This is a genomic window from Paenibacillus sp. Paensp38, from assembly GCF_059491915.1.
Map to the genome: position 1 here is coordinate 5377483 of NZ_CP168516.1, position 21054 is coordinate 5398536.

Annotated in this window: 17 protein-coding genes; 13 read left to right on the forward strand and 4 right to left on the reverse strand. The window is 47.0% G+C overall.

Annotation, left to right across the window (positions count from 1 at the left end):
- Positions 1 to 191 precede the first annotated feature (191 nt).
- From ACEN8J_RS23815 to ACEN8J_RS23835, 5 genes are all read left to right on the forward strand, one after another.
- Positions 192 to 1793: an ABC transporter ATP-binding protein gene (locus ACEN8J_RS23815; RefSeq protein ID WP_165145874.1), complete on the forward strand. Its 1602-nt coding sequence runs from the start codon at positions 192 to 194 to the stop codon at positions 1791 to 1793.
- Positions 1790 to 3172, forward strand: coding sequence for a lanthionine synthetase C family protein (locus ACEN8J_RS23820; RefSeq protein WP_039271784.1), 1383 nt, complete (start codon positions 1790 to 1792; stop codon positions 3170 to 3172). The genes ACEN8J_RS23815 and ACEN8J_RS23820 overlap by 4 nt, the downstream gene beginning before the upstream one ends.
- Positions 3173 to 3521: 349 nt before the next feature.
- Positions 3522 to 4754 carry an ABC transporter substrate-binding protein gene (locus ACEN8J_RS23825; RefSeq protein WP_318627709.1) on the forward strand — a complete coding sequence of 411 codons (1233 nt, stop codon included), beginning with the start codon at positions 3522 to 3524 and terminating at the stop codon, positions 4752 to 4754.
- Positions 4755 to 4770: 16 nt separating this feature from the next.
- Positions 4771 to 5637, forward strand: coding sequence for a carbohydrate ABC transporter permease (locus ACEN8J_RS23830; protein WP_495594050.1), 867 nt, complete (start codon positions 4771 to 4773; stop codon positions 5635 to 5637).
- Positions 5637 to 6461, forward strand: coding sequence for a carbohydrate ABC transporter permease (locus tag ACEN8J_RS23835; protein ID WP_340957276.1), 825 nt, complete (start codon positions 5637 to 5639; stop codon positions 6459 to 6461). The genes ACEN8J_RS23830 and ACEN8J_RS23835 overlap by 1 nt, the downstream gene beginning before the upstream one ends.
- A gap of 107 nt (positions 6462 to 6568) precedes the next feature.
- Here the strand turns inward: ACEN8J_RS23835 and ACEN8J_RS23840 are convergent, their stop codons facing one another.
- The 3 genes from ACEN8J_RS23840 to ACEN8J_RS23850 form a co-directional block, all read right to left on the reverse strand.
- Entirely contained in the window at positions 6569 to 8254 is a 1686-nt protein-coding gene (locus ACEN8J_RS23840) for a DUF4179 domain-containing protein (RefSeq protein WP_495594052.1), read from the reverse strand.
- Positions 8214 to 8774 carry an RNA polymerase sigma factor gene (locus ACEN8J_RS23845; protein ID WP_029518671.1) on the reverse strand — a complete coding sequence of 187 codons (561 nt, stop codon included), beginning with the start codon at positions 8772 to 8774 and terminating at the stop codon, positions 8214 to 8216. Before ACEN8J_RS23845 ends, ACEN8J_RS23840 begins: the two co-directional genes overlap by 41 nt.
- Before the next feature lie 257 nt (positions 8775 to 9031).
- Positions 9032 to 10039: an acrylyl-CoA reductase family protein gene (locus ACEN8J_RS23850; protein ID WP_029518670.1), complete on the reverse strand. Its 1008-nt coding sequence runs from the start codon at positions 10037 to 10039 to the stop codon at positions 9032 to 9034.
- A 358-nt stretch (positions 10040 to 10397) separates the two neighbouring features.
- Here ACEN8J_RS23850 and ACEN8J_RS23855 point away from each other — a divergent pair, with 358 nt between their 5' ends.
- Complete coding sequence (locus ACEN8J_RS23855; protein WP_029518669.1) at positions 10398 to 11807, forward strand: MATE family efflux transporter; 1410 nt, start codon at positions 10398 to 10400, stop codon at positions 11805 to 11807.
- Between the two features lie 256 nt (positions 11808 to 12063).
- Positions 12064 to 13077, forward strand: a complete 1014-nt coding sequence (locus ACEN8J_RS23860) for a LacI family DNA-binding transcriptional regulator (protein ID WP_029518668.1) — start codon at positions 12064 to 12066, stop codon at positions 13075 to 13077.
- Positions 13078 to 13258: 181 nt separating this feature from the next.
- Here the strand turns inward: ACEN8J_RS23860 and ACEN8J_RS23865 are convergent, their stop codons facing one another.
- Positions 13259 to 14215, reverse strand: coding sequence for a sugar kinase (locus ACEN8J_RS23865; protein ID WP_029518667.1), 957 nt, complete (start codon positions 14213 to 14215; stop codon positions 13259 to 13261).
- A gap of 340 nt (positions 14216 to 14555) precedes the next feature.
- Between ACEN8J_RS23865 and kduI the strand changes: the two genes are divergently transcribed.
- The 6 genes from kduI (at position 14556) to ACEN8J_RS23895 (ending at position 21007) form a co-directional block, all read left to right on the forward strand.
- Positions 14556 to 15386 carry a 5-dehydro-4-deoxy-D-glucuronate isomerase gene (gene kduI, locus ACEN8J_RS23870; protein ID WP_029518666.1) on the forward strand — a complete coding sequence of 277 codons (831 nt, stop codon included), beginning with the start codon at positions 14556 to 14558 and terminating at the stop codon, positions 15384 to 15386.
- Positions 15387 to 15464: 78 nt separating this feature from the next.
- A complete protein-coding gene (locus ACEN8J_RS23875) occupies positions 15465 to 16109 on the forward strand; it encodes a bifunctional 2-keto-4-hydroxyglutarate aldolase/2-keto-3-deoxy-6-phosphogluconate aldolase (protein WP_029518665.1) in 645 nt (214 codons plus the stop codon).
- A gap of 49 nt (positions 16110 to 16158) precedes the next feature.
- Positions 16159 to 16935 (forward strand): 2-dehydro-3-deoxy-D-gluconate 5-dehydrogenase KduD, encoded by a 777-nt coding sequence (gene kduD, locus ACEN8J_RS23880; protein WP_069010990.1) that lies wholly within the window; start codon positions 16159 to 16161, stop codon positions 16933 to 16935.
- A gap of 247 nt (positions 16936 to 17182) precedes the next feature.
- Entirely contained in the window at positions 17183 to 18421 is a 1239-nt protein-coding gene (locus ACEN8J_RS23885; RefSeq protein WP_341071356.1) for a CynX/NimT family MFS transporter, read from the forward strand.
- On the forward strand, positions 18402 to 19553 hold the full coding sequence (locus tag ACEN8J_RS23890; RefSeq protein ID WP_165145895.1) for a winged helix-turn-helix domain-containing protein: 1152 nt from the start codon (positions 18402 to 18404) through the stop codon (positions 19551 to 19553). The genes ACEN8J_RS23885 and ACEN8J_RS23890 overlap by 20 nt, the downstream gene beginning before the upstream one ends.
- Positions 19554 to 19645: 92 nt before the next feature.
- Complete coding sequence (locus ACEN8J_RS23895; RefSeq protein ID WP_340933584.1) at positions 19646 to 21007, forward strand: MFS transporter; 1362 nt, start codon at positions 19646 to 19648, stop codon at positions 21005 to 21007.
- The last annotated feature ends 47 nt before the right edge of the window (positions 21008 to 21054 follow it).

Consider the following 21054-nt stretch of genomic DNA (forward strand, 5'->3'; position numbering starts at 1 on the left):
ACATGAATAAGGTCTATATGCTTTCTAGCATTTTTTTGCATATCATTCAAGGTGTGATGCCCGTACTTACTTTGGTTATCATGCAAAATTTACTTAATAGTATTGTTTCTTCTAGTCCTCATGATATCTCTATAATTATGCTACAATTTGGTCTCTTTATATTTATTCACGTTTTAAAAAGTCTAGTTACGATGAGTCAGAGTTATGTAGAGGGCGTCCTTGAATCTGTGCTGTCCAAGTCATTAAATATCATGATTGGAGAAAAATCAGGCTACTTGGGACTGGCGGATTATGAAAATTCTCAAATCAACGACCAGCTAAAGCGGGCTTCCCAAGAAGCTTCCTATCGACCTTACCAATTATATACACAAATGGCTGGTATTTTATCTAGTCTAGTTACCATGCTGTCTTCGGCAGTTTTACTTTTCTTATGGAAATGGTGGGTTGTGGTTATTCTATTTGTGATTTCACTGGTGTCGGTTTACTCGATTTTTAAGTTAAACAAAGAACAGTTTGAAATCTATATGAATCGTACCCCGTTATATCGACAGTCATGGTATATGACCTATTTGCTTACAAATGATCGTGCGGTCAAAGAAGTGAAGATTTTTAATTTGGGTCCTTATTTACTAAAAAGATATGAGAATTTACTGCAAAGATTTTTTGTAGAAGACAGGCGTATATTGGGCAAAAGAGTTAGAATTACTTTCCTGTACAGTTTGCTTGAACTTTCTGTTCTGTTATGGATAGTATGGATGGCAATCCAGGAAACCTTTGTGAAAAAAATATTAATAGGGAACTTATATGGTTATATTCAAGCGATTATGCTAACCCAAAGTCAAATGCAGGCACTAATCCAAGGTATTGTTCAATTTTCACAAAATAATTTGTATATGGAGCAGTTATTTGTATTTCTACAGTTGCCTACATCGGACCCCATTCGGCGTCAAAAGGAACAGGCACTTCTGGATCACCCAAAGAGCAGCACCGGATTTTGCATTGAACAAATTTCAATTGAAGGGGTTTCCTTTACGTACCCGGGTCAATCGAAGGCTTCTATTCAGGACATGCATTTAACAATGACTAAAGGACAAACGATAGCCATTGTAGGGAAAAATGGATCAGGAAAATCGACGCTTATGAAGATCCTGATGCAGCTTTATTCTGATTATAGTGGCGTCATTAAAATTAACGACCGTCCCGTTCAGGATTATGATCTGCAGCAGGTTCAAGACAAAATTGGAGTCGTGTTTCAAGATTTCATGCATTATGAAATGTCAGCACGTCATAACATTGGGTTTGGATCATTAGGGCTTATGAAGCAGGATGAGGAGCTCATCCATGCAGCCCAGTGCGCAGCTATAGACCAGATTATAGCCAAACTTCCACAAGGTTTGGACACACAGCTTGGTAAATGGTTTGAGGATGGCTACCAACTCTCAGGAGGCCAATGGCAGCGAATAGCAATCGCACGGGCTTTCCTGCGTAAAGCAGATGTGTATATTTTGGATGAGCCAAGTTCCTTCTTGGATCCTGTGGCAGAACAGGATTTGTTGGTATTATTTTTGGAGTTGATGAAGGATAGCATTGGTATTTTTATTACTCATCGGATTTCATCAGCACGTCTGGCACATAAAATTGTGGTAATGGACAATGGTTTAATTGTGGAGCAGGGAACACATAAGGAGCTGATGTTACTCAATGGGCTATACGCAGAGATGTACAACATTCAGGCCAGCTCATTCGATGAAGAAGCTTCCTTAATTGAAAGCGGAGGGAGGGTGCTAGGATGACGACGACTTCATATATTTGTGATAAATGGATACCCATTAATTTGGATATGAAGGATAAAGTAACTGTAATCTTACAAGAGATTTCCAATCGTTACAAAGACCCCGATCAAGTGCGTATGTATATGAAAAAAACGCCCCCGATAGAGGCTGATGGGATGAAGATGGACCGTTGGTCAGATGGAAGTTTGGGAAGTGGGTTCACGGGCATCTGTTTGTTAATGGGTCAGTTGGATCGACTATACCCTGAGGATGGTTGGGATATTGTAGGACACCAATATTTAGAGCGAATTCGTATGATCGTGGAGCAAAAGGGTGTCCATGACTTATCCCTGTATAGTGGATTATCAGGTATTTTGCTGGCTATTTACTCTTTATCCAGGAAGGGCACACGTTATCAAGGAATGCTTGATTCCCTTGCCTCCTGGTTCGAAGAGGCTGCTTTACATAGCTTGGCCCTATGTCGGGAGGAATGGGGAAGAGGACAATTACAAATGAGCCAGTATGACGCCATATCAGGCTTTACAGGGATCGGACGCATCGCCATGTTATTTTCTGACCGCCCGACTATGCATACCATATGGAACCAGACGATTGAATTGTTTCAGATAATGTGCAGCGACCGTACTTGGAATGGACATCCTGTACCTGGATGGTATATTACCACGGAGAATCAATTTCAAGAGAATGAAAAGAAACAATATCCGCAGGGAAATTTTAATTTAGGGCTTTCGCATGGTATCGCGGGTCCATTAGCTTTTCTGAGCCTGTCTGCTCTTAATGGAGCCGACTCCCTCCCTTTAGTGGGCGATATCAACAGACTGTCACAATTTATACATCATTGGCGTGTTCAGGATACTGAGGGCGTGATTTGGCCTGGGCGTGTTTCCCTTGAGGAATGGGTGGATAACCGTCTGCAGCCTGAAAGCACGCAGTATTATCGTGATTCCTGGTGTTATGGCGTACCAGGCATTGCACGTTCGATCTGGCTGGCGGGACAAGCTCTTCAAAATAAAGATTGGATCGAAACGGGACTACGTGCATACTTGGATATAGAAAAAAGGCTCTATCGTAAAGGAGGACTATCTTCTGCGACATTGTGTCATGGTATTGGGGGATTGTTGCATCTGATCCAGCGTATGTATTCAGATACGGGCCATGAGCAGTTAGGTATGATGCGAGACAGGCTACTAGAAGAAGTGCTGGATATGTTCGATACTAATTCGGCGTTTGGCTTTTATGATCATAGCCTATTGGATGGGAGACTAGCAGAAGTAGATGAGGCTGGCTTTCTGAATGGAAGTGCTGGAGTTGCCTTGGTGTTGGCTTCATTGATAGGAAATGAAAATCCGGATTGGGACGCTGCTCTTCTAATTCGCTAAGATATGTCATGTTATTCCCTAACCTGAACATAATAAAAGTAAGAAAAGATCCAATCGACCGTTTGAAGGCCGGTTGGATCTTTTTTAACATACTAATTCCTCCTGAGACTCAAGGTATTTTCATTAGCATCCTTCAAGCTGGTTCCGCTTACATGGAATCCCAAGGCAGTATATGTTGTACTCCCATTCAATAACCCAATACCTGAACAAAACAGAAAAACAAGAGCGAAGATGAGTACCCTTTTACTATATAACCGCCAAACACGGTGTATCGTTTCTTTTCCATAAGGGACGGGTATTAATTGTTTAGTCCTGCATAGATTGACATAGGGGAAAAGGAGGTATGAGCATGTGGAGTTGGGCCAAAAAGCTGTCTACACTGGCGGCGATCCTTTTGTTGGCTGTTTTTGTGAGCGCATGCAACAAGGGCGATGATTCAGGTAAGGTGAAAATTGAATTCTTTCAAAACAAGCCGGAGGCCAAGGGTTCATTCGATAAGCTAATCTCTCAATTCAATCAGGAACATCCCGGTATTGAAGTGACACAGGTCAACCCGCCAGAGGCAGAGACCGTGTTATTGACACGGGTTGTCAAAAACGATGTACCTGACATTGTGGGGCTTGGGGCCACCGATACCTACTCCATTTTGGCACAAAGCGGTATTTTTACGGATCTGGCGAATACAGAATTGCCACGTACGATTGATCCGATTTACCTCAAGATGCTTAAGGATGTGACCGGGGTCGATCCTGTGTATGGAATTCCTTATGCTGCGAATGCGAATGGTGTGATGTATAACAAAACGCTTTTTAAAGAAATGGGATTACAGGTGCCCAAAACGTGGGATGAGCTGATTGCAACAGCGCAAAAGATCAAGGCTGCTGGCAAAATTCCTTTCTATTTTACATATAAAGATGATTGGCAAACGAACCTCCCCTTTAATGCGCTGGGCCCGAATCTGGTGGGCATTGATTTTTTTCTGCAACGGCGTGAAAATCAGGTCACCTTTCAGGACAAGTATCGCGAGGTTGCTGAAAAGCAGCTGGAGCTATTGAAATACGGGCATAATGATAATTTTGGCAAAAACTATGCCGACGGCAATCGTGCCTTCGCTAACGGGCAGGGATTGATGTACATTCAGGGCTCGTGGGCCATTTCTGAGATTCGCAAAGCCAACCCGAAAGTGGAGCTTGGTTTTTTCCCATTACCGACAGGGAATGACGCAAAGGCGGTCAAGCTGGTGTCTGGTATAGATACGCTATTAGCCGTATCGGAGAGCACTCCGCATAAAAAGGAGGCCGAGGAGTTCATTGCCTTTTTGTTGAAGCCAGAGAATAGCAAGCAATACATTACAGAGCAAACGCTGTTTTCGGCGGTGAAGGGAGTCACGCAGGATGATCCAAGTGTGGCGGAGCTATTGCCGTATTTTAAATCAGGCCGTGTCATTGATTTTGCCGATCATTATATTCCCAAAGCGGTCCAATTGAATTCTATTGTGCAGGCTTTCCTGCAAAACGGAGACATCGATGCCTATCTAGCCAAGCTCGACCGGGAGTGGAATAAGGTAGCTAACCGCCGATAAGAGAGGAGGAGGAGACATGAATAAGCGACTAACGACTTTTTACTGGATGACGGTGCCGGCGGAGCTATTGTTTTTTGTATTTTTGACCTTGCCTGCTTTGCAGGGATTTTATTATTCACTCACGAACTGGAACGGCTTTGGTCATCAGTACCACTTTGTCGGGTTTAAGAACTATATTAATTTGTTTCAAGACGACAATGTGGGCAATGCTTACTGGTTTACTTTCAAATTTGCGATTGTGGTTACCATTGCGATTAATATTCTCAGCTTGCTGATTGCCATGGGGCTGAACGCTAAAATACGTTTCCGTAATTTCTTTCGCGGGATTTATTTCTTACCTAATATTTTGAGCGTGTTGATCGTAGGTTACATATTCAATTACCTGTTCTCGAATGTATTTACGATCTGGGGACAGAACTTAGGCATCAGTTCATTATCGACAAACATCTTAGGCAGTGAGCAGTTGGCTTGGGTAGGAGTGGTCATCGTAGCCGTATGGCAGGGGATTGCCTTTAATACGATTCTCTATCTGGCTGGGCTGCAAACCATTCCGACAAGTCTGTATGAGGCGTCCAATTTGGACGGTGCGGGTAAATGGCGCGAATTCTGGAGCATTACCTTTCCATTAATTGCACCGTTTTTTACGATCAATATGGTATTGGCGATGAAAAATTCCCTGATGGTGTTCGATCAGATCGTGGCTTTGACGAATGGTGGGCCGGGACGGGCCACGCAGTCGATATCCCACCTGATATACACCGGGGGCTTCAGAGGCGGAGAATTTGCTTATCAGTCGGCTAACTCTGTTATTTACTTTATTGTGATCGCGATCATTTCCATCTTACAGCTGCGATTCCTCCAGAGAAGGGAGATGGATAACTGATGAAAACAAGCAGACGTACGAACTGGCCTGTACTGCTTCTGGTAGCATTGGGGACAATATTTATTCTGTTTCCTCTCTATATGACGGTGACGATAGCCCTTAAAAATCCCGAGCAGATGGCACATTCTGCCTTTGCCTTTCCGACCGAACTGCATTGGGAAAATTTTAGTCGTGCAGTGGAAATGACCAATTTCTTCAGCGCTTTTCAGAACAGTGTGATGGTCACGACATCGACGGTCATACTCACTTTGCTAACCAATTCGATGGTCGCTTATGCGATTGCCCGTAATATGCAGCGACGCTTTTTTAAGGGATTATATTTTTATTTTGTGAGCGCCATGTTTATACCGTTCCCCATCATCATGTTGCCGATTGTAAAACTGGCCTCGGGCCTTCATATGACTAATCTGTTGGGTCTCATTGTGCTGCATACGGTGTATGGTTTGGCGTTTAATGTCTTCGTGTATGTCGGTTATATTCGCTCCATACCGGTGGCATTGGAAGAGGCAGCTACGGTAGATGGTGCGACGACATGGGGGACATTTTGGCGCATTATATTCCCGCTGATGGCGCCGATTAGTGCTACGGTGGGGATTCTCACTTGTCTGTCCACCTATAACGACTTCCTGCTGCCGCTCATTATTATTAGCGATGCGGAGCAGTATACGCTACCGCTCGTCCAGTATGTATTTCAGGGGCAGTTCAATACCGACTTTAATTTGGCCTTTGCCTCGTATCTGATGGCCTTGCTGCCGATGATTATCGTCTATCTGATTGCACAAAAATGGATTATCAATGGCGTTACGCAAGGTTCTGTGAAGTAGGGTAGGAGTCAATCGTTCCAGGCAGACTGTGCCTTACTAGGAAAATAAAGAGGGGTCCCTATACCACGGTTCACACAGGTATAGAGGGCCCTCTTTTTATAGCATTGCTATTTAGATGCTTCACTGTTGCTTGTCATGGGCTGCAAGGGTACGGTTGTCTCTGCTTCCGGGTCGTCCGTTGTATAGTAGAACATATAGATAGAAGCTTCCTTCCCTTTGAAATTCTTGTAGACATCCACTGCCTTGTTATTGCCGTCTCCGGCAAAATTGGCTGTGATCGGCTTGCCAATGATCCGTTCTTTACCCAGGCCAATATGCGTCTGGTTAATCCCTCCAAACCGAGCATCTTCGCTCTCTGTTTCCACAAACAAATCTGCCCCTTGTTTGTAGTAAGTCCACTTCACAGGATAGCCACCTATTTGCGTGGTTAGTGTCTGCTTCTGGTCAGATATATCAGTTAAAAGCTGTGGTGTTTTGTCATCCGAATGGATCGTGACTTTATATTTGCCTGTAAAAGTAATAGGAGTGTCCTTGGTAATCACAAGATGGGACGGTCGTTCAAAACGGATCGTATTCAGATCGTGCTCCTGATCAGGTGAAGACCAACGGCTACCCTCTAACGTTGTGCCGTTCACAGAAAGAAAGTACTTTTGATAAGGTAACATGGCGAATTTCTTTTCGCTTCTGATCGTGACACGGATTTGTGTAGGTGTGACAATCATTTGTTCTAATGTAAAATTCGGATTGCCGTTCTCCAACGGGGTATTCAGCACACTTTTAATCGTCCCGCTTTCCATTTTCTTCTTGCTTAGCTGTAGATCAAAGTTTATGGGTTCATGTGTACTTTTCTCAGTTTGCGCATATTGCAGTTTGAAAGCAGTCTGTCCTTCTGGTATATCTGCTTTAGAAAAATACTGCTGTGCTGTATACTCCCCGTTATCTCCGGGTTTGCCAAAAGTCCCCCCAGGCTGCGACATCACAGGCTTGTTGCCTTTGTAAGCAACGATTTGCGGATTATCCCATCTCTTGGGTATCGATGAATCGAAGGTGATTGCCGAGGACAGCATCAGCTTATCCTTCCCTTGTTGAAATACCTGTACCTTCATATCTTGTAAGCCGTTACGATCCAGCTTGAATGTCTGCATCTGAGGCGATGTGATATCGAGCGGCAATTCCAGTTCCTGAACGCTGGTGAGCTCCATATGATCTACGGTCAGCCGCACGTTCTCTGTTTCTTGCTGCGGTGTCCAGTCACTTTCAAAGTACCCGTTGTACCGTTGATTTTTCGGGTCCCATTGCTGAAAGTTATATTCCCCTGCACTGCTTTCCCCCGCAGCACCTTTTAGCGATACGCCTTTGACATTCCAAAACTCGTTCTCTGCCCGTTTTCCGACCTCCAAGCTGTACAGAATCACGGTCCGGTTCTCATCGACAATAGCGGTATGCAGCGTCAGCTTCACTCCGTCTCTGGTTACGGATTGCTCCAAGGGCTGTCCAAGGTCTTGATTTAGTGCCGTCTGAATGCCGCTTCTTCCGTGCAGCAGATTGCCCCAATTATAATGGATGGCGGCATAGACGGGAACGGCAACGAGAAGCGCACTCAGAGAGGCGGCGATAGCTATTTTGCGCCAATTTCTATGTCGGTGCGGAGTGAATGAATCGAAAGTGTCGGTTAGCGTAGGGGCAGTATGCCCTGTCTGTTCCATCCGGTTCCACATCTCATCGAAGTCAGGATAGGCCATTTCCGAATCATTATTTAACTTGCGCTTCAATGCCTTTTCTACGTTGTTCATAGTTCTCTCCTTCCATCTCGGGAATTTCTACACCTGCATCCCGCAGTATTTGCTCCAATAACTTTAGCCCTTTATGAGTCCTCGATTTGACGGTTCCCAGCGGAATTTCCAGCAGTTTTGATATTTCTGCCAGTGTGAAATCATGCATATAGCGGAGGGTCAGCACAGCGCGGATTTTGGCTGGAAGGCGATTCATATAAACGATCCATTCTTCTGTCGATTCGCGTTCTTCCACCAGCTTGTCTACAGGCTTACCTTCCGCCCCGCTAAATAAATAGGGATTAGCCGATACTTTCAAATGCAGGCTTTTCCGGCGTTTAAGGTAATTCAGACAATGATTGACCGTAATTTTCATAATCCAGGCTTTTAGTTGTTCGATCTGTTCACGATTGCTGCGAAACAGGGTGATAAACACTTCCTGCGTTAAATCCTCTGCATCCGATGCGTTATGTACCATGTAGTAGCAGGTTCGGTATACATCTCGTTGATACAAATCAAACAACTCTCGATTACTCTCCAATGATGTGCTCTCCTTTCTTGTGCAGTTTATCTATATAACAACTGAGGCCCTCATAAGGTTCATTTGGTTGCGAAAAGTAAACCGTCTGATTCGATATATTTTGTTTTTCTTCAAATGTATCACACGAAAAAAGAAGCCTGTAAATCTCAAAAGTTCAGATTTACAAGCTTCTTATGTTTTGCAAAGCTAGACCCTACGGAATGAATATTTCCTCACGCAAAACCAGGTTAACAGATAGATTGCCGATATCTTTCTGCTTAGTCAGCCAGTCGTACAAGCGTTCTTCCTTGCGAGCGGGCTGCAAGGATGTCTTCGAGCGCGCTGGGCAGGTCGGCCAATCCGACTTCGCGCTCAACGAGCTGCTCTAGCTGTTCCGGCTTCCATTCGCTGCCAAGTCGCTTCCAGATCGCTACACGGGTGTCGTATGGGCAGAAGACAGAGTCTATGCCCAGCAGACTTACGCCGCGCAAAATAAACGGCAGCACCGTCGTAGGCAGCTTGGTTCCTGCCGTCAGGCCGCTCACGGCAACGGAGCCGTTGTAGGCGATCTGGCTGAGCAGCGAAGCGAGCGGCTTTCCCCCTACAGGATCAACAGCCGCTTGCCAAAGCTGCTTGCTCAGCGGGCGGATGCTCTCCGCGCCGTCGTAGACCTCCTCGCGAGAAATAACCTCGGCTGCTCCGAGCGCCTTGAGGTAATCATGCGCATCGGCCTTGCCACTGCTGGCTACGACATGATAGCCTCTCTTGTTCAGCAAGGCAATAGCTGCCCCGCCTACGCCGCCCGTCGCTCCGGTGACAAGTACCTTCCCCTGCTCCGGAGTAACGCCGTTTTGCTCCAGCCGATATAACGACAGGGCCGCGGTGAATCCGGCTGTCCCGAAAATCATCGCCTCTCTCGGCGTGAGTCCGTCTGGAAGTGGAACCACCCAGTCCGCAGGCACGCGTGCATATTGGCTGAATCCTCCGAATTGAGACACACCCAGCCCGTATCCGGAAACGAGCACCGCTTGTCCTTCGCTAAAGCGGCTATCCTCCGAAGAGACGACGGTTCCCGAGCAATCTATGCCTGGTACGAACGGATAGGATTTGACGATATTGCCATCCTTGCGGGCAGCAAGCCCATCTTTATAGTTGATGCTGGAATAAGCGACACGAATCAATACTTCTCCAGCAGGTAAACTGCTAGCTTCCAGAGAACGCACCTCTGCTTGAACTTCACCGTCCTGCGTCTGATCGACGACAAGGGCTTGAAATGATTGAGTCATCTGTAAAAGCCTCCTTTATTACCTTTTAACCCTATGAATGTCCTATATATTCCCTCTTTAATTCGTGAATTATGCTTAGGAAGCGTACAACAATTTTCACAACCTGTCAGCGGCAATGCTCACAGGCTCGTATTCTATTATACTCTTTAGCTCATAATTGCGTCGATAAGCCCAGATTTGCCGGTATATTCTTGTAATATCCTGTTTCAATAAAGTTCGATAATCAATTATAAAGAGGGTGATAAATGAATTCTTACGCATTTTGCAAACCATTTTACGTAAACGGGATGTATTTTCAGAATGACTATGCTAACATACCTTTTGATCGTTAAATAAATCTATGAAGAAAGGTGAATGAATGACAACCAGAGCACTAAAAAATGGTTCGGTATTGTCCGAAGCCAAGGAACTGAATTTGTTCCGTTTGACATGGCCTATTTTCCTTGAATTATTCCTGTTTATGTTAATGGGAAGCGTCGATACATTCATGCTCAGCTCTGTATCTGATAATGCAGTGTCGGGTGTGGGCGCGTCCAACCAAATTATTTCAATCGCTATCCTTGTACTGGAGGTTATCGGCAACGGCGCTGCTATCGTCGTAGCTCAATATATCGGTTCTAAGAAACTAGTCGAAGCGGCCCAGGTTACAGGTACGGCCATTACGTTGAATTTGATGGTAGGTCTTTTGCTAAGCGTAATTTTTCTTGTGTTTGGTACGCATATGTTGCAATGGTTGAATGTCCAGGGGGACATTCTTACGTATGCGGAATCCTATATGAGCATCGTCGGGGGGGCTATTTTCCTTCAGGCATTGATTAACGCGCTGGCGGCGACCATTCGTACGCACGGTTTTACCAAAGAAACGATGTATGTATCGGTTTTTATGAACGTGATCCACGTGGTCGGCAACTATGTTTTGATTTTGGGGCATTGGGGAATGCCAGCACTCGGTGTAGAAGGTGCTGCTATTTCTACAGTAGGTAGCCGCTTTATTTGTCTCTTGATCTTCTTCTGGCTGATGTACCGGGTCACTGAGGTTCGTGTCGAGTGGAAATATTACGTTCACTTGTCCAAAAAGTTTATCTCTAAAATATTGCGTATTGGTGTACCATCCGCGCTGGAGTCTATCATGTATCAGTCGTGTCAGCTCATATTCACACTGTATGTGACCTATCTGGGCGCAGAAGCGATGGCGACACGTCAATATGCCAATAATATTTCGAGCTATATTTATTTGTTCAGTATGGCCGTTGGTATGGGAACGGCTATCGTAGTGGGAAGGCTCGTGGGAGCCAGAGAGAAGGATACGGCTTATAAACGTGTATTGAACAGTGTGAAATGGGCGCTACTCGTGACTGTGATTATTGATGCGGTGGTTATCTTTTTCCGTGTACCTTTGCTCGGTTTATTTACAGAGAACCCTGAAATTATCCGCTTAGGAGCGCAAGTCATTTTACTTAGCATTCTGCTAGAAACTGGCCGGACGACGAATATCGTCATTATTAACTCGTTGCGTGCTGCTGGAGATGCCAAGTTCCCGGTTTTTATGGGACTAATCTCTATGGTCTGCATGAGCTTGCCGCTGGGTTATCTGCTGGTGTTCAAGCTGGATATGGGGCTCGCCGGTGTGTGGCTGGCGATTGCTGCTGATGAATGGACTCGTGCTGTCATCATGTATGCCCGCTGGAAAAGCCGGTTATGGGAAAAGCATGCGCTGATCGAGCACGATACACCAGATCAGTCTGCAACGCCTGTTCCAGCACACTGATCCGAGTAGTATTTAGGGCCAACTGGAACCTAGCTTTTCGATAGAGTTGTATACGTGGAGGCAGTTCAAGAGAACATCTTGAACTGCCTCTTTTGCTGCCGGGAGAACCATCCTTTTATACAGTGGCACGATAGGCAATTTTGAAGTTCAACTTATATCATAATGGCTTTCATAAATAGAAGTCTGGTAAATTTACTAAAAAAAAGATATACTTTTGTTGCACTAACGCAGTACATGAAAGACAAGGAGTGTACCGATGAAGAAGCCGACGATTGAAGATGTTGCCCAGAAGGCAGGAGTGTCTAAAAGCACTGTCTCGCAATTTCTGAACAAACGATATAAATATATGAGCGACCAGACAAGGGACCGGATTGCCGAAGTTATTCAAGAGCTGAATTATCAGCCTAACGGGCTGGCCCGCAGCTTGAAGCAGAACCGGACATTTATGGTGGGAGTCATTGTAGCCAACATTGATTATACGCTGTCGATCCAGTCTATCCGTGCGATTGAGGAGGAATTGCAGCTTTTCGGCATTCAGGTGATCATTTGCAACGCCGATGAAAACCCCGACAAGGAAGGCCAGTATATTGAGATGCTCAAGGCCCGTCAAGTGGACGGCTTAATTATCTTCCCGACAGGCAAGCATGCAGACATTTACAACCAGCTCATTCGTGAAAAGTATCCATTGGTGTTTTTGGACCGCTTGGTGGACGGTGTCAATACACGTAGCCTGCTGTTGGATAACGAAATGGCGATTAAGCTGGCGATTCAGGAACTTGTGGCTCACAAGCATGAGCGAATTGCGCTGATTACCTTGCCCCTTGGCTTGAATCGGATTACTCCACGAGTGGAGCGGCTCAGCGGATACAAGAAGGCATTGGAAGAGCATGGCATGCCATTTCGAGAAGAATATATGCACAGCGTGCCGAGAGAAGAAATCCAGCAGACGCTGAAGGAGCTTTTCCAACTGCCTGAGCCGCCGACTGCGCTGTTGGCCGGGAATGATATCGTGTTGGCTGAGGTGTTGAAGTATGTGAATGCCCGCCGTATACGCATTCCGGCAGAGCTGTCCATTATCGGAATTGACGATGCGGAGTTTGCCCATATTTACAATCCGCCGATTACGACCATTACGCAACCGATTGCGGATATGGGGAAGCAGGCGGCAAAAACGCTGCTGTCCAGTATTGAGGAAGGCGGCGAATCGGTTCCGATTATTTACCGATTTGTGCCGGATATCAATCGGGGAGAATCCGTCAAAACGCTGTAGACGAGCATCATGTCTTATATTATAAAATAGCCCGTATTCCTTTGTACGACCTGAGTATGCGTATGCTGCTCAGGTCACACAAATGCGAATACGGGCTATTGGAAGTTAAGCCGACTTTGGATGCGGCCTTTGTTGAGCTTGCGCTCATAGCAGTGAAGGTTACGCGGGGGATGATCCCGGACTAATTTGTGCTGGCGCTGAGCAAAAAAGATTCCAGTTCGGCTCGCGTCGGATAGCCATCCATGTCTCCGGCTGACATGACAGCCAGCGCACCAAGTGCATTACCGCGTTTGACTGCCTCTGCCAGGGGCAAGCCTTCCAGTAGCGCGCTGATAACACCTGCGGCAAATCCGTCACCCGCACCGACGGTATCCACGACTTGATCTACGCGGAAGCGTTTGACATATCCCTCAGCATCTGCGGATTTGTAATATGCGCCTTCGGTTCCCAGCTTGATGATGACCAGTGAGGTACCACGGTCAAGGTAGAACGAAGCAATATCCTCGGGCGAAGTATAGCCCGTCAATATTTTACCTTCATGAATCCCCGGTAGAAGCCAGTCGCACCCCTCAGATGCTTCGTTAATCGCCTCCACCATCGTTTGTGTGTCAGGCCATAATTTGGGTCTGAGGTTAGGATCGAAGGATACGGTTTTGCCTGCCTTCTTCATGAATTGCCGCGCATGTCGTGCGAATTCGCGGCATTCAGCGGAGAGGGCAACGGAAATACCTGTAAAATGCAGATGGCGAGCCCCGGCAAAGTAAGCTTCGTTAAAATCAGCGATGCTCAGTGTGGAAGCGGCGGAATGCTTGCGGAAGTATTCCACCTCGGGGTCCCCACTTATAACTTTGGATTTAATCAGCATCCCGGTAGAGTGGTCTTTGGTAAACATGACATTCTGGGTGTCGATTCCTTCCTGACGTAGCGCATCGGCAATGAACTTGCCGAACGTATCCTCGCCGAGTTTGGTTACGAGTCCGGCTCGTAGCCCCAAACGCGACAAACCTGCCGAAACATTCGTCTCTGCCCCGGCCAACGCTTTGGTGAATGAACGCACCTCATCCAGAGAGCCTGCTTCATTGGCGTAAAACATGGCCATCGGTTCTCCGAAGGTAACAGCATCCAATGTTGCGGTCATTTGAATTCCTCCTTGTGTTTAGTAAACTTAATCTGTAAGCGCATGCACCAACTGAATAAATTGAAATTATCACATAAATCGGTTTTTCACAATGATGAAGTTGATATATTTGCTAAAAACTTTTTGGGTAATATAGATAAAAAAATGTGGTTTTGTTTATCAAAAGGTAAAAAACGTGTGAAACTTCGTGTGTATTAAGGGTTTTTCTAGGAAAATCGAAGTTTTAGGTTGACACCCCCTTAGATAATTATTACAATTCTAGCTAAGAAGTAGAGTTAGAAACCGCTTTTATAACAATTCCGTTGATAAAAAAGTTTATCTAAACAGGAGGAATGTTTTTATGGAAATGCGTTATTCAACTCATCCCGAACATGCCAAACATTTTACGACTGAAGAGTTGCGTCAGCACTATCTAATCCAGGAACTGTTTGTACCTGAGGAGGTAAAGCTGGTCTATACGCATGAAGATCGTGTCATTATCGGGGGCATTTATCCCGTGAATAAATCTGTTGCACTGGAAGGTAACGATCAAATCAAAGCGGAAACTTTCCTGGAGCGCCGCGAACTGGGCATTTTTAATGTTGGGGGTAGCGGTACGGTCAAGGTGGACGGTGAAACTTACGAGCTGGCCACAAAAGACTGTCTCTACGTAGGTAAAGGTGGCAAGGAGTTGATCTTTGAAAGCGATTCCAGTGGAAAGCCTGCGAAATTTTATATCGTTTCGGCCCTGGCTCATACCACGTATCCGACGACGAAACAGTCTTTTGCCGATGTACCGTCTGAAAGTCTGGGTTCGCAGGAAACAGCTAACAACCGTACGTTGCGTCGCTTTATCCATGATGAAGGCATTCAAAGTTGCCAATTGGTTATGGGGATGACGACGTTGGAAAACGGCAGTGTATGGAACTCTATGCCGACACATGTTCATGACCGTCGGATGGAAGTATATTTCTACTTTGAACTGGATGAGAACGCAAGAATGTTCCACCTGATGGGTGAACCGAACGAAACGCGTCATCTGGTAATGAAAAATGATGAAGCCGTTATTTCTCCACCTTGGTCTATCCACTGTGGTGCGGCTACGGGCAGCTATACCTTCATTTGGGGCATGGCCGGTGAAAATAAAACATACAAAGACATGGATCAGGTTGCCATGAGCGAGTTGCGTTAATCCGATTAGTGTATTGGAGCGTAAACCTGCAAGCGGCTGAGGTACATGGTCATCCCATTCGTGGAAAGGATCAGGAACATGACGAAAAAGAAAGTTTTGGAACATATCACTTCGGTAGGTGTCGTCGCAGTCATTCGGGGAAACACAGCGGAGGAAGCGTATCTCATGTCTAAAGCCTGCATTGAAGGCGGCTTGGATAATATTGAGCTTACATTTACGACGCCGGATGCGGATCAGGTCATTCGAAGATTGAAAGACGAATTTAAGGATCGGGCAGTGATTGGTGCAGGAACGGTACTGGAGTCACTGACGGCGAGAATTGCTATTCTGGCCGGAGCAGAGTTTGTCGTGAGTCCTTCTTTTGAAGAAGAAACAGCGAAGCTATGCAATTTGTACGCGATTCCTTATATGCCTGGCTGTATGACGCTGAATGAGATCAAGGAAGCCATGAAATTGGGTAGCGATGTCGTGAAGTTGTTCCCAGGCAGTGCAATGGGGGCGGACTTTGTGAAGGCCGTCAGAGGTCCAATGCCTCATGTGCAGATTATGCCAACGGGTGGCGTTGATCTGGATAATATGGAAACCTGGCTGCGTAACGGATGTGTAGCTGTGGGAATTGGGGGTAATTTGACGGCTCCAGCCAAGGAAGGTCGCTACGACTTGATCACAGAAAATGCAGCACGTTATGTAGCTAAATATAAAGAAGTACGCGCAGCGCTGTAGGCTTCAGGAAATATAGGTTTTTATACTAATTTGTGATGGAGGCGTAGACATGGGTCTGGACCATTTTTCATTGGATTTTTTCAGTCTAAAAGGTAAAACGGCGATTGTAACAGGAGGCAACACTGGTTTGGGTCAAGGGTATTCCGTAGCTTTGGCCAAAGCGGGTGCAGACCTGTTCATTGTAGCTAACAATGATGAGTATGAAGAAACAAGACGTTTGCTGGAGCCAACGGGTGTGAAGGTTGCCTTTTATCAGGCAGATCTGACAGAGAAAGAATCCATTAAAAAAATTGTAGAAGAATGCGTCAATGAATTCGGTAAAATTGATATCCTTGTAAACAATGCAGGTACGATTCGTCGCGCCCCTCTGCTGGAGTATAAAGATGAGGATTGGGACGCTGTCATGGAGATTAACCTGAATGCCGTATATCATCTGAGCCAGGAAGTGGCAAAGGTGATGGTAGAGCAAAAAAGCGGGAAGATTATCAATGTCGCTTCTATGCTTGCTTTTCAGGGCGGCAAATTCGTTCCGCCGTATACAGCGAGCAAGCATGCGGTAGCTGGTTTGACCAAGGCATTTGCGAACGAGCTGGCAGTTCATAACGTTCAGATTAATGCGATTGCGCCGGGTTATATTGCTACGGCAAATACAGCTCCAATCCGTGCGGATGAAAATCGCAATCAAGAAATCCTGTCGCGTATTCCTGCGGGTCGTTGGGGCGATCCGTCTGATTTGATGGGAGTTGTGGTTTTCCTCGCCAGTCAGGGTTCCGACTATATGAACGGTCATATCTTGGCGGTGGACGGCGGCTGGCTGGTACGTTAAGCAGCGCTGGTCGCATCGAAGTTTATGAACTGGAAGCTGCCTCAAAAGGAAACGATCCTTTCAGGCAGCTTTTATTTTTTCAATGAAGCTATATGCTGAACTTGAAGACTTGGGGCGCTGTGTCGATCCGTCCTATGCATATGGCACGAATGCCTTTATAATTTAATGAGATAAAAATTGCTAGGCTCCAGCCGTACACTTGGTTGGAGCCTTTGAGCATAACACAGATAGATTGGAGAATGGAGAGATGAGTTCACAGCAACACCAACGAGCTTTGGTATACAAATCTTTGTGGCATGCCGGTCCTTGGGTGCTTGCCGTAGGGATCATTCTGGTAGGTGCCAATCTGCGCGCCTCGATTACCTCGGTAGGACCTCTTATCGGTTTGATTAAGGATTCTTTGCATATTTCGAATACACTGAGTGGCCTATTAACGACATTGCCGCTGCTGGCTTTTGCCCTGTTGTCGCCTTTTGTAGCCAAACTGTCGCGCCGCTTCGGATCGCCTCTTATTATTTTTGCAGCTTTGCTGCTGTTGACCGCAGGTATTGTAGTGCGCTCAACGTTAGGGGTTACTGCATTATTTGTCGGGACCGCCATGCTGGGACTGGCTATTGCCGTGTGTAATGTGTTGCTGCCCAGCTTGATCAAAGAGGAGTTTCCTCGCAACAGCGGACTGATGACCGGCGTATACTCAGTATCCATGAATGTGGTCGCTGCAACAGCATCCGGGCTGAGTATACCGCTGGCTCTGAACGGAGGTATGGGCTGGCGAGGTGCTTTGGGAATATGGGGGATTGTAGGTGTCGTAGGGATTTTACTCTGGGTGCCACAACTCCTTAAGGCAGGAAAAACGGCTAATAAAGCGGCGGTGTCTGCCCGAACCGTGAATGTATATACATCGTCTTTGGCTTGGAAGGTGACGCTGTTTATGGGGCTGCAATCTGCCTTGTTCTATGTTCCTGCCGCTTGGTTTCCCGAAATGATGAGCGGACAGGGAATGGATTCAGAGACTGCGGGATGGATGCTGTCCGTGCTGCAGTTTTCGCAAATGCCATTTACTTTTATTGTGCCTATTTGGGCGGCGCGGGTGAAGGATCAGCGGGTATTGGTTTTGATTATGGCTGCGCTATATTTTATCGGTCTGGGTGGATTTCTGCTTGGAGCTACACAGTGGAGTGTGATTTGGGTCATTTGTATCGGTATAGCGGGTGGTTTTGCTTTCCCGTTAGTGATGATGTTCTTCAATTTGCGGACGCGGACACCGCAGCAGGCAGCAGAGTTGTCGGGTATGGCGCAATCCTTTGGGTATTTGCTGGCAGCGACCGGGCCGACACTGTTCGGTTATTTGCATGATGCGACACAAGGCTGGACCATTCCGCTGTTGCTGCTTTTGTGCCTGAGTGTTCTGCTTATGTTTATAGGGCTGGGTGCAGCCAAGAAACGATATGTCGGAGGCGAGGTGGATGATCAGGCTACAATTTGATGCAGATGGCTACAGTGTGGTTTGTAATGCAGATCGTGTTATGTTGTTGGCTAAAGAATTTGCGCTGTTGCGCTTTCTGTACGATAACCGGAACCAGGTGTTCACCCGGGAACAACTGCTGGATCGGGTGTGGCCGCTGGAGTATCCGGTGGAGCGTACGGTAGATGATCATATCTACAGATTGCGCAAAAAACTTAAGTCATGGGATGGTCTCCGTATTCATACGGTCAGAGGGTATGGCTACAGCTTGACCTTGACTGACGTGCAGCCACAGAATCATCCGTCCTTGCACGATCAGGAGGTGCAAGACGCCGTACATGGACTATTCCGCAAATACCAGCTGTTGGGGCAGGGAAATTCCATCGTAGCGCTGGCTGCCCAGCAGGAGCAGATGGGTTTTGAATTGTCTGTCTTTTATCAAATGTATACCCGTTTTGTACAGGCGGATGTGCCTTGGTTCTTGGAACGGGAGGACTTTGCTCCCGCAGATCGATTGTATTGGATGCTACTGCTATATATGTGCACAGCAGGGGTGACGGATGAGGGGCTTGTCCTATGTGAGCGTGCGCTTTCCAGTGGATTGCTATCTGAAGCGCAGGAGCGGGAATTGCGTATTCTCAACATTCTGGAGGCTTATGTAGAGAACGGACAACCTGAACACGCCCAGGAAGGTCTGCCACTGACCATGATGGTCATGGAACGGGATAATCTCGATAATTTTGTGATGCCTGTTGCGCTGATGGAGATGTATATGCATCTGGTTGCCAATCATATGGAAAAGGCTGCCGAACTGTCTGATCGTCTGGAATGCATGCTGTCGGAGGCCCCGTTTTTGCGCGAGCTGGGCCGTTATCGCATGATGCGCGGGCTTATGCTGTTGCGTACTGGAGATGTGGATAACGCCGAGCGGCTGATGGATGAGGGATTGGATACCCTTGATATGGCTAAACAGGAATTACTAAAAATCAAAGCGGTATGTCAAATTCGCTCGTTCCTGAAGCTTTGCGGTTCCTATCCAGCGCTGGAAGAGAAGTATGCCGCTCAATATGATCAGCTTGACCGGGACAACAGTTTAACACTGCATCGTTCGGCGCTAAGGCGCTGGCTGGAGCAGACAATCTCAATGGCCTGATTTTTTAGCTGTCTGACTTTCCTCTGATATAGACCCGCTAGAATGTTCTTATTGCTAAAAAAAGCTGAAAATGAGAGCAGGGTGAGTAGATAATGAAGGAAAAGAAAGAACTGCAATCCGCGCCTAGCATTTGGCGCAATGGCCGTTTTCGGCGGATGTTTGCGGCACACACGGCTGCTTCCTTTGGCGATTGGTTTGATGCTATCGCCATTCAGGTGCTTGTTGCTTATCGCTGGGAAGCCGACCCTATGCTGATTGCGCTGATTCCGGTAGTGATGGCGCTACCGGGTCTGCTGCTGGGTTCCATCGCGGGCACGTTAGCTGACCGGGTACACAAGGCCCGGCTGATGATCGTCTGCGATGCAGCTATTGCCTTATTGACGCTGGCCATTCTCGCCGTACCGGGTCCGGTATGGCTGCTGCCTTTGCTCGGTCTACGCGCGGCGGCTGGCGTATTTCAAATGCCTTCACAGCAAGGCTTGACCCGTACGGTAGTCGCCAGCGACGACCTGTTTCGGGCGACCTCGCTGAATGGGTTGGTCAATCAGGCCTCCAAAGTGGCAGGGCCGCTACTGGGCGCTATGACCTTGACTGTGTTGTCTCCCCAGGCATGCATTATTCTCAATGCATTGCTGCGCCTCTGTTCCGGCCTGCTGCTGTGGCCGCTTCGCGGAATCGGTCCGGCGCTGGTCAGCCCAGACCAACAAGCTGTTGCAGCCGAGCAGCATGGAAAGTCTGCTACGCATACAGCGCCTGAGGCTGATGAAGTCCAAATGCGGGAGGAGCATGTCCGCGCATCTCGCTTTTTCAACCAATGGCGTGAGGGCTGGGCGTTCTTATGGCGCAGTCGAATGCTTTTGCATACGCTCATATTCGGACTTTTCGGCTTAATCGCCATTCTCATGATCGACTACCAGTTCCCTACGCTGCTGCGAGTGCTCGCTCCGGGTAATGAGTCACTGCTTGGCTGGCTGGTTTCAGCCATTGGTGCTGGCGCCGTCGGCTGCATGCTTGTGCTTAATCGCTTGAATCGCATAAGTGCAGGCTGGGGGCTTGGTGGTGGGTATGTACTGGTTGGCGGAGCTATTGCTGCTTTAGGCTGGGCGCAACCCGGAACAGGATGGCCCGTACTGCTTATGATCGGGGCTGTGCTGGGCGTGGGCAACGGCCTGTACATTATCACCCAGAACTATATATTACAAGCCAAAACCCCTGCTGATATGGTAGGACGCGTCTTCGGTATCCAAAGTACCGTGATTGGAGCAATCATGGTCGTTTCGCCGCTTGCCGGGGGAGTATTGATCCGAATAGCAGGGGCGGGAACGGCTTTTGTCTGGATCGGAATGACTGTTGGAATTCTGGGTTTGGCAGGACTACTGCTTCAATCCGTAATTTGGCGCGAGTCCCTCGCTGATTCTAGCCTGACTACGGAGCAAAATGCAGACCTTGCGTAGTCAAACTTGCGCAATAATTTACTTCGATTTTCGTCATTTATATTTTT